The sequence below is a fragment of the Pseudomonas sp. P106(2024) genome (assembly GCF_057480815.1).
In genome coordinates this window covers 41,694-56,110 of sequence record NZ_JBLIYU010000014.1, presented here as the reverse complement: position 1 = coordinate 56,110, position 14,417 = coordinate 41,694, and the positions used below count along the sequence as shown (strand labels likewise).

The 14,417-nt window shown below is 63.9% G+C and carries 11 protein-coding genes; 1 reads left to right on the top strand and 10 read right to left on the bottom strand.

Annotation, left to right across the window (positions count from 1 at the left end; genetic code table 11):
- Positions 1 to 74 precede the first annotated feature (74 nt).
- Both fghA and AC25M7_RS20120 read right to left on the bottom strand, forming a co-directional pair.
- The gene (gene fghA / locus AC25M7_RS20125; RefSeq protein WP_486971388.1) at positions 75 to 923 is read right to left on the bottom strand and encodes an S-formylglutathione hydrolase; all 849 of its coding nucleotides are present in this window, start codon (positions 921 to 923) and stop codon (positions 75 to 77) included.
- A gap of 10 nt (positions 924 to 933) precedes the next feature.
- Entirely contained in the window at positions 934 to 2,046 is a 1,113-nt protein-coding gene (locus tag AC25M7_RS20120) for an S-(hydroxymethyl)glutathione dehydrogenase/class III alcohol dehydrogenase (RefSeq protein ID WP_486971387.1), read from the bottom strand.
- A 108-nt stretch (positions 2,047 to 2,154) separates the two neighbouring features.
- On the opposite strand from AC25M7_RS20120, the gene AC25M7_RS20115 reads away from it, so the two are divergent.
- Positions 2,155 to 3,123 (top strand): LysR substrate-binding domain-containing protein, encoded by a 969-nt coding sequence (locus AC25M7_RS20115; protein WP_062361383.1) that lies wholly within the window; start codon positions 2,155 to 2,157, stop codon positions 3,121 to 3,123.
- On the opposite strand, the gene ispD is transcribed toward AC25M7_RS20115, so the two are convergent.
- The 8 genes from ispD to dnaE form a co-directional block, all read right to left on the bottom strand.
- Positions 3,062 to 3,769 (bottom strand): 2-C-methyl-D-erythritol 4-phosphate cytidylyltransferase, encoded by a 708-nt coding sequence (gene ispD, locus AC25M7_RS20110; RefSeq protein WP_028690658.1) that lies wholly within the window; start codon positions 3,767 to 3,769, stop codon positions 3,062 to 3,064. The genes AC25M7_RS20115 and ispD overlap by 62 nt on opposite strands.
- Positions 3,766 to 4,047 carry a cell division protein FtsB gene (gene ftsB / locus AC25M7_RS20105; protein WP_011535259.1) on the bottom strand — a complete coding sequence of 94 codons (282 nt, stop codon included), beginning with the start codon at positions 4,045 to 4,047 and terminating at the stop codon, positions 3,766 to 3,768. The genes ispD and ftsB overlap by 4 nt, the downstream gene beginning before the upstream one ends.
- Positions 4,048 to 4,204: 157 nt before the next feature.
- On the bottom strand, positions 4,205 to 5,494 hold the full coding sequence (eno, locus tag AC25M7_RS20100) for a phosphopyruvate hydratase (protein WP_028690659.1): 1,290 nt from the start codon (positions 5,492 to 5,494) through the stop codon (positions 4,205 to 4,207).
- A gap of 152 nt (positions 5,495 to 5,646) precedes the next feature.
- Positions 5,647 to 6,492: a 3-deoxy-8-phosphooctulonate synthase gene (gene kdsA / locus AC25M7_RS20095; protein ID WP_028690660.1), complete on the bottom strand. Its 846-nt coding sequence runs from the start codon at positions 6,490 to 6,492 to the stop codon at positions 5,647 to 5,649.
- Positions 6,493 to 6,495: 3 nt separating this feature from the next.
- Positions 6,496 to 8,124: a CTP synthase gene (pyrG, locus tag AC25M7_RS20090; protein WP_028690661.1), complete on the bottom strand. Its 1,629-nt coding sequence runs from the start codon at positions 8,122 to 8,124 to the stop codon at positions 6,496 to 6,498.
- A 270-nt stretch (positions 8,125 to 8,394) separates the two neighbouring features.
- On the bottom strand, positions 8,395 to 9,678 hold the full coding sequence (gene tilS, locus AC25M7_RS20085) for a tRNA lysidine(34) synthetase TilS (RefSeq protein WP_486971386.1): 1,284 nt from the start codon (positions 9,676 to 9,678) through the stop codon (positions 8,395 to 8,397).
- 157 nt (positions 9,679 to 9,835) lie between these two features.
- A complete protein-coding gene (locus AC25M7_RS20080) occupies positions 9,836 to 10,783 on the bottom strand; it encodes an acetyl-CoA carboxylase carboxyltransferase subunit alpha (RefSeq protein WP_028690663.1) in 948 nt (315 codons plus the stop codon).
- Positions 10,784 to 10,888: 105 nt separating this feature from the next.
- Positions 10,889 to 14,413 carry a DNA polymerase III subunit alpha gene (gene dnaE, locus AC25M7_RS20075; protein ID WP_062361385.1) on the bottom strand — a complete coding sequence of 1,175 codons (3,525 nt, stop codon included), beginning with the start codon at positions 14,411 to 14,413 and terminating at the stop codon, positions 10,889 to 10,891.
- Positions 14,414 to 14,417 lie beyond the last annotated feature (4 nt).

Genomic DNA, 14,417 nt, shown 5'->3' with positions numbered 1-14,417 from the left:
CTGCTTTTGAGGTAATGGGGCTGCTTCGCAGCCCATCGCCGGCAAGCCAGCTCTCCCAGAAATTGCAGGCGGTGTCAGACCCTGCCCAACGCCACCGCATGATGACGCAGGTGCTCATCGATGAAGCTGGCGATGAAGTAGTAGCTGTGGTCATAGCCCGGCTGCAGGCGCAGGGTCAGCGCATGACCACCCTTGCGCGCCGCCTGCTCCAGCGCTTGCGGCTTGAGCTGCTTCTCGAGGAAGTCATCGCGATCGCCCTGGTCCACCAGCAACGGCGGGCACTCCCCTGCCTCGGCCAGCAACACGCTGGCGTCCCACTCCCGCCAACGCGCACGGTCCTCCCCCAGGTAGCGGGAAAACGCCTTCTCGCCCCACGGGCAATCCATCGGATTGCTGATGGGCGAAAACGCCGACACCGAACGGTAGCGCCCTGGGTTGCGCAGGGCGCAGACCAGCGCGCCATGCCCACCCATGGAATGGCCGCTGATGCTGCGCTGGTCCGACGCCGGGAAGTGCGCCTCGATCAGGGCCGGCAACTCCTCCACCACGTAGTCGTGCATCCGGTAATGCTGGGCCCAGGGCTGCTGGGTGGCATTGAGGTAGAACCCTGCGCCCAGGCCGAAGTCCCAGGCGCCATCCGGGTCGCCCGGCACCTGCTCGCCACGCGGGCTGGTATCCGGGGCAACGATGATCAGCCCGAGTTCCGCAGCCAGGCGCTGGGCACCGGCCTTCTGCATGAAGTTCTCGTCGGTGCAGGTCAGGCCGCTGAGCCAGTACAACACCGGCAGCTTATCGCCCTGCTCGGCCTGGGGCGGCAGGTAGACGGCAAACACCATGTCGCAGCCGAGTACCTTGGAGCTGTGCCGGTAACGCTTGTGCCAGCCGCCGAAGCTTTTCTGGCAGGAGAGGTTGTCCAGGGTCATGGCGAGGCCCTCAGAAGTGGATCACGCTGCGGATGCTCTTGCCTTCGTGCATCAGGTCAAAGGCCTTGTTGATGTCCTCCAGGCCCATGGTGTGGGTAATGAAGGTGTCCAGCGGAATCTCGCCCTTCTCGGACATCTCGACGTAGCTCGGCAGCTCGCTGCGACCCCGCACGCCGCCGAAGGCCGAACCACGCCAGACGCGGCCGGTGACCAGCTGGAACGGACGGGTGGCGATTTCCTGGCCGGCACCGGCGACGCCGATGATCACCGACTCGCCCCAGCCCTTGTGGCAGCACTCCAGCGCCGCGCGCATCAGTTGCACGTTGCCGATGCACTCGAAGGAGAAATCGACGCCGCCGTCGGTGAGGTCGACGATCACTTCCTGGATCGGGCGATCGTAGTCTTTCGGGTTGATGCAGTCGGTGGCGCCCAGTTGGCGGGCGATCTCGAACTTGGCCGGGTTGATGTCGATGGCGATGATGCGCGAAGCCTTGGCCTTGACCGCGCCGATCACCGCCGACAGGCCGATGCCGCCGAGGCCGAAGATGGCCACGGTGTCACCCGGCTTGACCTTGGCGGTGTTGAGTACCGCGCCGATGCCAGTGGTCACGCCGCAACCGAGCAGGCAGACCTTTTCCAGCGGAGCTTCCTTCTGGATCTTGGCCACGGAGATTTCCGGCAGCACGGTGTACTCGGAGAAGGTCGAGGTGCCCATGTAGTGGAACAGCTGCTGACCCTTGTAGCTGAAGCGGGTGGTGCCGTCGGGCATCAGGCCTTTGCCTTGGGTGGCGCGGATGGCCTGGCACAGGTTGGTCTTGCCCGACAGGCAGAACTTGCACTTGCCGCATTCCGGGGTGTAAAGCGGGATCACATGGTCACCGACCACCACCGAGGTGACGCCTTCGCCTACGGCTTCGACAATCGCACCACCCTCATGGCCAAGGATCGACGGGAAGATGCCCTCCGGGTCGGCGCCGGACAGGGTATAGGCGTCGGTGTGGCAGACACCGGAGGCGACAACGCGCAGCAGCACTTCGCCGGCCTTGGGCATGGCCACGTCCACTTCGACGATTTCCAGGGGTTTCTTGGCCTCGAAGGCGACGGCGGCGCGGGACTTGATCATCAAAGGTCTCCAGAACAGGTATGGGTTGCTGGCTTACAGTGTAATTCACCGTCTTTTGATGAATAATCCAGCCACTCACAAAACATTATTGCTACACAGGGATAATCCATGAGCAGCCGCTGGGAAGGCATCGACGAGTTCGTCGCGGTGGCCGAATCAGGTCAGTTCACCGCCGCCGCCGAACGACTTGGGGTGTCGTCCTCGCACATCAGCCGGCAAATCGCCCGCCTGGAGGAACGCCTGCAGACACGTTTGCTGTACCGCAGCACCCGACGGGTGACCCTGAGCGAAGCCGGGCAGACCTTTCTCCAGCACTGCCAGCGCCTGCAGGACGGCCGCGAGGAGGCGCTGAGGGCCATGGGCGACTTGGCCAGCGAGCCCAAGGGCCTGCTGCGCATGACGTGCGCGGTGGCCTATGGCGAACGCTTCATCGTGCCCTTGGTGACACGCTTCATGGCGCAGTACCCGCAGTTGCGGGTCGAAGTGGAGCTGAGCAACCGTACCCTCGACCTGCTGCACGAAGGCATGGACCTGGCGATCCGCCTGGGACGGCTGCAGGATTCGCGGCTGGTGGCCACGCGCCTGGCGCCTCGGCGCATGTACCTGTGCGCGTCGCCGGCCTACCTGGAGCGCTATGGTCGACCGCACAGCTTATCTGAGCTGGCGCGGCACAACTGCCTGGTGGGCAGTTCGGACCTGTGGGCGCTGCAGCAGGAGGGACGCGAGATCAGCCAGCGGGTGCAGGGCAACTGGCGCTGCAACAGCGGCCAGGCGGTGCTGGACGCGGCGCTGCAAGGCATGGGGCTGTGCCAGTTGCCGGACTACTACGTGCTCGAGCATTTGCGCAGCGGCGCGCTGGTGTCGTTGCTGGAGGGCCATCAGCCGCCGAATACGGCGGTGTGGGCGTTGTATCCACAGCAACGGCATCTGTCGCCGAAGGTGCGCAGGTTGGTCGACTACCTGAAGGAAGGGTTGGCACAGTTGCCGGAGTATCGCACCACTCCCCCGCAGGCGCTCAGCGGCGCCCGGCCCAGCGCTGGCGCAGCCACTCCAGGTCTTCCGGACGGGTCACCTTGATGTTGTCGCTGCGCCCTTCGACCAGGCGTGGCGCATTACCGGCCCATTCGATGGCCGACGACTCGTCGGTGACCGCCACATCGGATACCAGGCACTCGGCCAGCGCCCGGTGCAGCATGCCAAGGCGGAACATCTGCGGGGTGTACGCCTGCCAGACGGTGCTGCGATCGACCGTGGCCGCCACCCTGCCCTCGCCGTCGGCACGCTTGAGCGTGTCCCGGGCGGGAACGGCGAGCAATCCGCCGACGGGATCTTCAGCCAGGGCTGACAGCAATTTGTCCAGATCGCTGCGCGCCAGGTTCGGCCGCGCGGCGTCGTGCACCAGCACCCAGTCGTCATCCGATGCACCCTGTGCGTGCAGCAGCAACAGCGCATTGAGCACCGAATCGGCGCGCTCGCGACCGCCCGGGGCGCGCTGGATGCGTGGATCGCTGGCGCAGCGCAGGCCGGGCCAGTAAGGGTCTTGTTCGGCAATGCTGACCACCACGCCCTTGAGCATGGGATGGTCGAGGAAACAGTCGAGGCTGTGCTCGAGAATCGTCTGCCCGCCCAGTTGAAGGTACTGCTTGGGACGGTCGGCAGCCATGCGGGCACCAACGCCCGCGGCGGGAATCACGGCCCAGAAGGCCGGCAGTTCATGTGTCATTTCTGCGGCAGCTGGTAGAGGGTTTCGCCCTCCTTGACCATCCCCAGTTCATGACGAGCCCGTTCTTCCACGGTCTCCATACCTTTCTTCAATTCCAGGACTTCAGCGTCGAGCACGCGATTGCGCTCCAGCAGGCGCTCGTTTTCCGCATGCTGGTCGGCGATCTGCTGCTTGAGTTCGGTCACTTGCGCCAGGCTGCCATTGCCTACCCAAAGGCGATATTGCAGGCCGCCGAGCAGCAGGAGCAGGACGAGGAACAACCAATAGGGACTGCGCATGAAGATATCCAGGGTAAAAAAGGCCGCCGCAGCGAGCTTCCGATAGCACGAAGCCTGGCCGAGGCCAGGCTTCGTCGACAGAAACCCGTGGAAACGACCGAACGATCAGTACGAACGTTCAGCCGGCCCCGGCTGCTGCCTTTTTACCATCTCTTGCTCAGCCGCGAAACTCGGCACGACCGCGATATACAGCCTTGGCGCCCAGTTGCTCTTCGATGCGCAGCAGTTGGTTGTACTTGCTGACGCGGTCGGAACGGCACAGCGAACCGGTCTTGATCTGACCGGCGGCGGTACCCACGGCCAGGTCGGCGATGGTCGAATCCTCGGTTTCACCGGAACGGTGCGAGATCACCGCGGTGTAGCCGGCGGCCTTGGCCATCTGGATGGCTTCCAGGGTCTCGGTCAGCGAGCCGATCTGGTTGAACTTGATCAGGATCGAGTTGCCGATGCCCTTCTCGATGCCTTCCTTGAGGATCTTGGTGTTGGTCACGAACAGGTCGTCGCCAACCAGTTGCACCTTGGCACCGATCTTGTCGGTCAGGATCTTCCAACCGGCCCAGTCGGACTCGTCCAGGCCGTCTTCGATCGAGATGATCGGGAAACGCTCGGTCAGGCCCTTCAGGTACTCGGCGAAGCCTTCGGCGTCGAACGACTTGCCTTCACCGGACAGGTTGTACTTGCCGTCTTCATAGAATTCGGAAGCCGCGCAGTCCAGGGCCAGGGTCACGTCGGTGCCCAGCTTGTAGCCGGCCTTTTCGACGGCTTCGGCAATGGCTGCCAGGGCGTCTTCGTTGGAAGCCAGGTTCGGCGCGAAGCCACCTTCGTCGCCGACGGCGGTGTTCAGGCCACGGGCCTTCAGTACAGCCTTGAGGTGGTGGAAGATCTCGGTGCCCATGCGCAGGCCATCGGAGAAGGTCTTGGCGCCAACCGGCTGCACCATGAACTCCTGGATGTCGACGTTGTTGTCGGCGTGCTCGCCGCCGTTGATGATGTTCATCATCGGCACCGGCATGGAGTACTGGCCCGGGGTGCCATTGAGGTTGGCGATGTGGGCGTACAGCGGCAGGTCCAGGTCTTGAGCGGCGGCCTTGGCGGCGGCCAGGGATACTGCCAGGATGGCGTTGGCGCCCAGCTTGGCCTTGTTCTCGGTACCGTCCAGCTCGATCATGGCACGGTCCAGGGCTTTCTGGTCGGCCGGGTCCTTGCCCAGCAGCAGGTCACGGATCGGGCCGTTGATGTTGCCGACGGCCTTCAGCACGCCCTTGCCCAGGTAACGGCTCTTGTCGCCATCACGCAGCTCCAGCGCTTCGCGCGAGCCAGTGGAAGCACCCGACGGCGCGCAGGCGCTGCCGATGATGCCGTTGTCGAGCAGTACATCGGCTTCCACGGTGGGGTTGCCACGCGAATCGAGAACTTCACGACCTTTGATGTCGACGATCTTTGCCATTGTTGTAAGCACTCCAGAATTGACGAAAACAACGCAGCTTTGGGAATTCTTGCCGTTCACCAGGCGACATGGCACGGGCAGGCCTGGCGAAGGGAGCCCCTGACCGAAAGGTCAGGGGTGGAACGGGCGGTACTTTACCCGAGAAACGAGCTTTACGCGGTTTCTACCGTCGGAAAACTTTTCACCAGGTCGTCCAGTTGCTTGAGCTGGGCCAGGAACGGCTCCAACTTATCCAGGCGCAGGGCACACGGACCGTCGCACTTGGCGTTGTCCGGATCCGGGTGGGCCTCGAGGAACAGGCCCGCCAAGCCCTGGCTCATGCCAGCCTTGGCCAGGTCGGTGACCTGGGCGCGGCGGCCGCCGGCGGAGTCGGCGCGACCACCTGGGGTTTGCAACGAATGGGTCACATCGAAGAACACCGGGTACTCGAACTGCTTCATGATGCCGAAGCCGAGCATGTCCACGACCAGGTTGTTGTAGCCGAAGCTCGAACCGCGCTCACAGAGGATGAGCTGGTCGTTGCCTGCCTCGACGCACTTGGCGAGGATGTGCTTCATCTCGTGGGGCGCGAGGAACTGCGCCTTCTTGATGTTGATCACGGCACCGGTCTTGGCCATCGCCACGACCAGGTCGGTCTGGCGCGACAGGAAGGCCGGCAGCTGGATGATGTCGCACACCTTGGCCACCGGCTCGCACTGGTAGGGCTCGTGCACGTCGGTGATCACCGGCACATTGAAGGTCTGCTTGATCTCCTCGAAGATCTTCAGGCCTTCTTCCATGCCGGGGCCGCGGTACGAGTTGACCGACGAACGGTTGGCCTTGTCGAAGCTGGCCTTGAACACGTACGGGATGCCGAGCTTCTCGGTCACCCGCACGTACTCCTCGCAGACCTTCAGGGCCAGGTCACGGGACTCCAGGACGTTCATGCCGCCGAACAGGACGAACGGCTTGTCGTTGGCGATCTCGATGTTACCGACGCGAATGATCTTCTGAGTCATGGATCAGGCCTTGTTCTTCTGTGCCAGGGCCGCCTTGACGAAGCCGCTGAACAGCGGGTGGCCGTCACGCGGGGTCGAGGTGAACTCCGGGTGGAACTGGCAAGCAACGAACCAAGGGTGGTCCTTGGACTCGACCACTTCGACCAGCGCGCCGTCCTCGGAACGGCCGGAAACCACCAGGCCGGCGTCGACCAGTTGCGGCAGCAGGACGTTGTTGACTTCGTAACGGTGACGGTGGCGCTCGGTGATCACGTCCTTGCCGTAGCAGTCGTGAACCTTGGAGCCGGCCGCCAGCTGGCAGTCCTGGGCGCCCAGGCGCATGGTGCCGCCCAGGTCGGAGGCTTCGGTACGGGTCTCGACCGCGCCGGTGGCATCGGCCCATTCGGTGATCAGGCCGACAACCGGGTGGCCGCTGTTGCGGTCGAACTCGGTGGAGTTGGCGTCTTTCCAACCCATCACGTTGCGGGCGAACTCGATCACGGCCACCTGCATGCCCAGGCAGATGCCCAGGTACGGGACCTTGTTCTCACGGGCATATTGCACCGCGGTGATCTTGCCTTCGACGCCGCGCAGGCCGAAACCGCCCGGGACCAGGATGGCATCGGCGCCTTCGAGCAGGCTGGTGCCCTGGTTCTCGATGTCCTCGGAGTCGATGTAACGCAGGTTGACCTTGGTGCGGTTGGTGATGCCGGCGTGGCTCATCGCTTCGATCAGCGACTTGTACGCGTCCAGCAGCTCCATGTACTTGCCGACCATCGCGATGGTCACTTCCTGCTCAGGGTTGAGCTTGGCATCGACGACCTTGTCCCACTCGGACAGGTCGGCGCTGTTGCACTGCAAGCCGAAGCGCTCGACGACGAAGTCGTCCAGGCCCTGGGCGTGCAGTACGCCTGGGATCTTGTAGATGGTGTCGACGTCTTCCAGCGAGATCACCGCACGTTCTTCGACGTTGGTGAACAGCGCGATCTTGCGACGCGACGAGGCATCGACCGGGTGGTCGGAGCGGCAGATCAGCACATCGGGCTGCAGGCCGATGGAGCGCAACTCCTTGACCGAGTGCTGGGTCGGCTTGGTCTTGGTCTCGCCGGCAGTGGCGATGTACGGGACCAGGGTCAGGTGCATCAGCATGGCGCGCTTGGAGCCCACTTCGACGCGCAGCTGGCGGATCGCCTCGAGGAACGGTTGCGACTCGATGTCGCCCACGGTGCCGCCGATCTCGACCAGCGCGACGTCGGCATCGCCGGCGCCCTTGATGATGCGGCGCTTGATCTCGTCGGTGATGTGCGGAATGACCTGGATGGTCGCGCCCAGGTAATCACCACGGCGTTCCTTGCGCAGCACGTGCTCGTAGATGCGGCCGGTGGTGAAGTTGTTGTTCTGGGTCATCGTGGTGCGGATGAACCGCTCGTAGTGGCCCAGGTCAAGGTCGGTCTCGGCGCCGTCGTGGGTGACGAATACTTCACCGTGCTGGAACGGGCTCATGGTGCCCGGGTCGACGTTGATGTACGGGTCCAGCTTGAGCATGGTGACTTTGAGCCCCCGCGCTTCCAGGATGGCCGCCAGGGAAGCCGAGGCAATGCCTTTCCCCAATGAAGAAACAACACCGCCCGTGACGAATATGTAGCGCGTCATGAAAAACCCTAGAAGTCTGCGTTAAGGCGGCATGGGCCGCCGGAGAAAGCGAAGGAAGGCCGAAGCCCCCGATCACCTGCGTCAATCACAGTGCATCTCGAAAAACTGCCGCGTCTGTACAGACCAGGGGTGTCCCCGGCATGGAGCTCGCTCGTCATTTTAAGAAATCAGCCCAGCAAAAAACTGCTTGGTAATCGGCAACCTCTGTGATTTTGCGCAACCCACAGAAGCTGTATCAAGAAGGGAGGGTAGTCTACCCGAATGTACCCTTCAGCTCAAACCTTGCACGTTCGTCGGCGGCTGCCAGTGCAACTGACAATTCGCCTGCGCCAGCTCGGGCAGGTTGGCCACCGCGAGCAACTGCTCGCCGCGATATAGCAGCGGCAGTCGCGGGCGCACGAAGTGCGGGACCTGCAGCTCGTTGAGCAGGCGCTTGAGATCGCGCCGACCGCGACCAGGCAGTTGCATGATCTCGCCGCCCTGGCGGTAGCGGATGTGCAGGCCTTCACCCAACGGGGCCGACATCAGGCGGACACTGCCATTACCCGGCAGGCGCAACGGTTGCCCGCTGTCCAGCCAGGGGTAATTACCCGACACCGCAGCCAGCCAAACGCCATTTAGCCACCAGATACGTCCATGGCTGCGATGCAGTTCGCCATCGGTCAGGCGCCAGACCGGGCAGGCATCGGCCGCCGCGTCGCGCAGATCGTTCCAACCGGCCCAGTGGCGGCTGTCGGGCAGGCGGGTGCGCTGGCTGAGCCAGAACTGCAGGGCATTGCGCTGGCGCGCTGGGGACATCGCGGCGAGCACCTCGAGGCTGAGCGAATACAGCTCCAGCCAGGGCAGCGGCGCATTGTCGCAGGCGATCGCCAGGTCGCTGGCGGCCAGTTCGTCCAGCAGGCCCATCGCCTCGCCCAGGTGTTCGGCACTGCGTGCCAGATTGGCTTCGGCCTGTGGCCAACGCTGGCGCAGGATTGGGAAGACCTCGCCGCGCAGGAAGTTGCGGGCAAAGGCTGTATCGCTATTGGAAGGGTCGTCGACCCATACCAGCCCGTGCATGTCGGCGTAGGTCTGCAGTTGCTGGCGCGACAGCCCCAGCAATGGGCGCACCAGGCTGCCCTGCCCTAGCGGCCGCTGTTGCGGCATGGCGGACAAGCCACGCAGGCCGGCGCCGCGCAGCAAGCGAAACAGCAGGGTCTCGGCCTGATCGTCACGGTGCTGGCCGGTGAACAGCACTTCGCCTAGGCCCAGCCGTTTTTCGAAGGCGTCGTAGCGGGCGTTGCGGGCCGCCTGTTCGAGGCTGGCACCGGGGGCAACCTGGACAGGAAGCACATCGAGTTCGACACCCAGTGCAGCACACACCGCTCGGCAGTGATCGGGCCAGGCATCGGCGGCGGCTTGCAGGCCGTGATGGACATGGATGGCGCGCAGAGGGGGCGCGGGGTGGTTGCGGGTGTAGTCGGCGAGCTGGTGCAGGAGGACGGTGGAGTCCAGGCCACCGGAGAAGGCGACGTACCAGGCGGGGGCGTTGAGCCAGGGGGTGAGGTTGAGCATCAGGGCCTCACAGGACTTGAGATCGCCGGGGGCGCCTTGCGCCCCTTTCGCGACACAAGGCCGCTCCCACAAGATGGCGTCAGTTTCGAATACTGCGCAATCCTGTGGGAGCGGCCTTGTGTCGCGAAAGGGCCGCGAAGCGGCCCCCCGGAATCCATCAGAGGCCGTAGCTCATCAGGCGATCGTAACGGCGCTTGAGCAGCGCGTCGTTGTCGAGCTTGCCGAGCATGTCCAGCTGTTCGATCAGATCGGCGCGAACATTGGCCGCCATCTTCGCCGGATCGCGGTGGGCGCCGCCCAGCGGCTCGGGGATGACCTTGTCGACGATGTTCAGGCTCTTCAGGCGCTCGGCGGTCACGCCCATGGCCTCGGCGGCATCGGCCGCGCGGTCGGCGGTCTTCCACAGGATCGAGGCGCAACCTTCCGGCGAGATCACCGAGTAGGTGGAGTACTGCAGCATGTTCAGCTGGTCGCACACGCCGATGGCCAGTGCGCCGCCGGAACCACCCTCACCGATCACGGTGGCGATGATCGGCGTCTTCAGGCGCGCCATCACGCGCAGGTTCCAGGCAATGGCCTCGCTCTGGTTGCGCTCTTCGGCGTCGATGCCCGGGTAGGCACCCGGGGTGTCGATGAAGGTCAGGATCGGCATCTTGAAACGCTCAGCCATTTCCATCAGGCGACAGGCCTTGCGGTAGCCTTCAGGGCGCGGCATGCCGAAGTTGCGGCGTACCTTTTCACGCACCTCACGGCCCTTCTGGTGACCGATGACCATGACCGGCTTGTCGTTCAGGCGCGCGGTGCCACCGACGATCGCGGCGTCGTCGGCAAAGTGACGGTCGCCGTGCAGCTCCTCGAACTCGGTGAAGATGTGGTCGATGTAATCGAGGGTGTACGGGCGGCGCGGGTGACGGGCCAGACGGGCGATCTGCCAGCTGGTCAGGTTGCCGAAGATGCTCTCGGTCAGGGTGCTGCTCTTGTCCTGCAGACGGGCAATTTCATCGCTGATGTTCAGCGAGTTGTCGTTGCCCACCAGGCGCAGCTCTTCGATCTTGGCTTGCAGGTCGGCAATCGGCTGTTCGAAATCGAGGAAATTCGGGTTCATAGGCTTCCGTCTTGGGTCTACGGCCAGGCGGCCGGCCGGTTGATCCGTTTGGCGCCCTACCTTAAGGGATCAGGCGCATAAAGGTCGAGATTAAAATGCGTCGTTTCAACGGTATTGCAGGAAGACGTTCTCACGCCCGAACTGGTCACGCAGTGCCTGAATCAGCCCATCGGCCGGGTCGATCGACCACTGGTCGCCAAACTGCAGCATGGCCTTGGCGTCGCTGCCGGTGTACTCCAGGGTGATCGGGCAACCACCACGGTGCCGGGTGATCAGCTCGCCCAGCCATTTCAGACGATCGCCCTTGAGCGCGTCGTGACCAACCTTCAGGCGCAGGCTCTCGGCCAGCTTGGTCCGGGCATCCTCCATGGTCATCACGGTCTTGACCCGCAGGCGCAGGCCGCCGGAGAAGTCGTCGTTGCTCACCTCCCCCTCCACCACCACCATGGCGTCGGTCTGCAGCAGGGCCTGGGCGCCCATGAAGGCATCGGCGAACAGCGAGGCCTCGATGCGCCCGGAACGGTCATCCAAGGTGACGAAGCCCATCTTGTCACCCTTTTTGTTCTTCATCACCCGCAGGGCAATGATCATGCCGGCGATGGTCTGGGTGTCGCGGGCCGGTTTGAGGTCGACGATGCGCTGGCGGGCGAAGCGGCGGATCTCGGTCTCGTATTCGTCGATCGGGTGGCCGGTCAGGTACAGGCCAAGGGTGTCCTTTTCACCCTTGAGGCGTTCCTTGAGCGTCAGCTCGCGCACCTTGCGGTGGTTGGCGTAGACGTCGACATCCGCCTCGTCGAACATGCCGCCGAACAGGTCGACGTGGCCACTGTCCGCAGTATGGGCGGCCTGCTCGGCAGCCTTGACTGCCTCGCCCAGCGCCGACAGCAAGGTTGCACGGTTGATGTCGATGTTGGCCTGATAGGCCTTGATCTCGTCATGGAAATGCGGCCCCAGGCGGTCCAGCGCACCACTGCGGATCAGCGCGTCGAGGGTCCGCTTGTTGACCCGCTTGAGGTCGATACGCTCGCAGAAGTCGAACAGGTCCTTGAACGGGCCGCCCTGGGCGCGGGCCTCGACGATTGCCTCCACCGGCCCCTCGCCGACGCCCTTGATCGCGCCCAGGCCATAGACGATGCGGCCATCGTTGTTGACGGTGAACTTGAAGTCCGAGAAGTTCACGTCCGGCGCGTCCAGGCGCAGCTTCATGCTGCGCACTTCCTCGACCAGCACCACCACCTTGTCGGTGTTGTGCATATCCGCCGACAGCACCGCGGCCATGAACGGCGCCGGGTAGTGGGTTTTCAGCCAGGCGGTCTGGTAGGACACCAGGCCGTAGGCGGCGGAGTGGGATTTGTTGAAGCCGTAGCCGGCGAATTTCTCTACCAGGTCGAAAATGTTACCGGCCAGGTCCGCATCGATGTTGTTGGCCACGCAGCCTTCGATAAAACCACCGCGCTGCTTGGCCATTTCCTCGGGCTTTTTCTTACCCATGGCCCGGCGCAGCATGTCGGCGCCACCGAGGGTGTAGCCGGCCATCACCTGGGCGATCTGCATCACCTGTTCCTGGTACAGGATGATGCCGTAGGTAGGCGCGAGTACCGGTTTCAGACCTTCGTACTGGTAGTCGGAGTGCGGGTAGGCCAGTTCCGCCCGGCCGTGCTTGCGGTTGATGAAGTCGTCCACCATGCCCGATTGCAACGGGCCCGGACGGAACAGCGCCACCAGTGCGATGAGGTCTTCCAGGCAGTCGGGCTTGAGCTTCTTGATCAGCTCCTTCATGCCCCGGGATTCGAGCTGGAACACCGCCGTGGTTTCGGCTTTCTGCAGCAGCTCGTAAGTCTTGCGGTCGTCCAGCGGGATGAAGTCGATGTTGACGTCGGGCAGGTTCTTCTTGGCCTGCTCGCGGTTGATGATCTCCATCGCCCACTTGATGATGGTCAGGGTCCGCAGGCCGAGGAAGTCGAACTTCACCAGGCCCGCAGCCTCGACGTCGTCCTTGTCGAACTGGGTAACCAGGCCGCCGCCCTCTTCGTCACAGGCAATCGGTGAGAAGTCAGTGAGCTTGGTCGGCGCGATCACCACGCCACCGGCGTGCTTGCCGGTACCGCGGGTGACACCTTCGAGCTTGAGCGCCATGTCCCAGATCTCGCGGGCATCCTCGTCGCCCTTGAGGAAGTCGCGCAGGATCTCTTCCTGCTCGTAGGCCTTCTCCAGGGTCATGCCCACTTCGAACGGGATCATCTTCGACAGGCGGTCGGCCAGGCCGTAGGACTTGCCTTGCACCCGCGCCACGTCGCGCACCACCGCCTTGGCGGCCATGGTGCCGAAGGTGATGATCTGGCTCACCGCGTTGCGGCCGTAGGCTTCGGCCACGTAGTCGATCACCCGGTCACGGCCATCCATGCAGAAGTCGACGTCGAAGTCAGGCATGGAAATACGTTCTGGGTTCAGGAAGCGCTCGAACAGCAGGTCATAGGCCAGCGGGTCGAGGTCGGTGATCTTCAATACATAGGCCACCAGGGAGCCGGCACCCGAGCCCCGGCCCGGGCCAACCGGCACGTCGTTGTTCTTCGCCCACTTGATGAAGTCCATAACGATCAGGAAGTAACCGGGGAAGCCCATCTGGATGATGATGTCCAGCTCGAACTTCAGGCGGTCCAGGTAGACCTGGCGCTTCTCTTCGTAATTGGGCGTGGTCTCTTTCGGCCAAAGCACCGCCAGGCGCTCCTCCAGGCCTTCGTGGGAGACGTGACGCAGGTAGTCGTCGATGCCCATGCCGTTGGGCGTCGGGAAATCGGGGAGGAAGTATTTGCCCAGCTGCACGGTGATGTTGCAGCGCTTGGCGATCTCCACGGTGTTGGCGATGGCGTCCGGCAGGTCGCTGAACAGCTCGGCCATCTCTTCGGGTGACTTGAGGTACTGCTGGTCACTGTAGCCGCGCGGGCGGCGCGGGTCGTCGAGGGTCCAGCCCTCGCCAATGCACACGCGGGTCTCGTGGGCGTCGAAATCCGACTGCTTGATGAAGCGCACATCGTTGGTCGCCACCAGCGGGGCGCCGAGCTTGTCGGCCAGGGCCACAGCGGCGTGCACGTACTCTTCGTCACCGGCGCGATTGGTACGCTGCAACTCGACATAGAAGCGGTCCGGGAACATGCCCATCCAGTCGCCGAGCAGGGCTTCGGCTTCGTCCTGGCGACCGGCCATCAGGGCCACGCCAATATCGCCTTCCTTGCCTGCCGACAGGGCGATCAGCCCCTCGCTGGCCGGGGCGATCCAGTCGCGCTGGATGATCACCAGGCCGTTGCGCTGGCCGTCGGTCCAGCCTCGGGAGATCAGCTCGGTGAGGTTGCGATAGCCCTTGGGATTCATGGCCAGGAAGCAGATGCGCGACAGCGGCGCCTCGGAATCGGCCCCGGCCAGCCACAGGTCGGCGCCGCAGATCGGCTTGATGCCAGCGCCCATGGCGGTCTTGTAGAACTTCACCAGCGAGCACATGTTGCTCTGGTCGGTAATTGCCACCGCCGGCATGTTCATCCCGGCCAGGGCCTTGGCCAGCGGCTTGATCCGCACCAGGCCGTCGACCAGGGAGAATTCGGAGTGCACGCGAAGGTGAACGAAGGAGACCGACATGGAG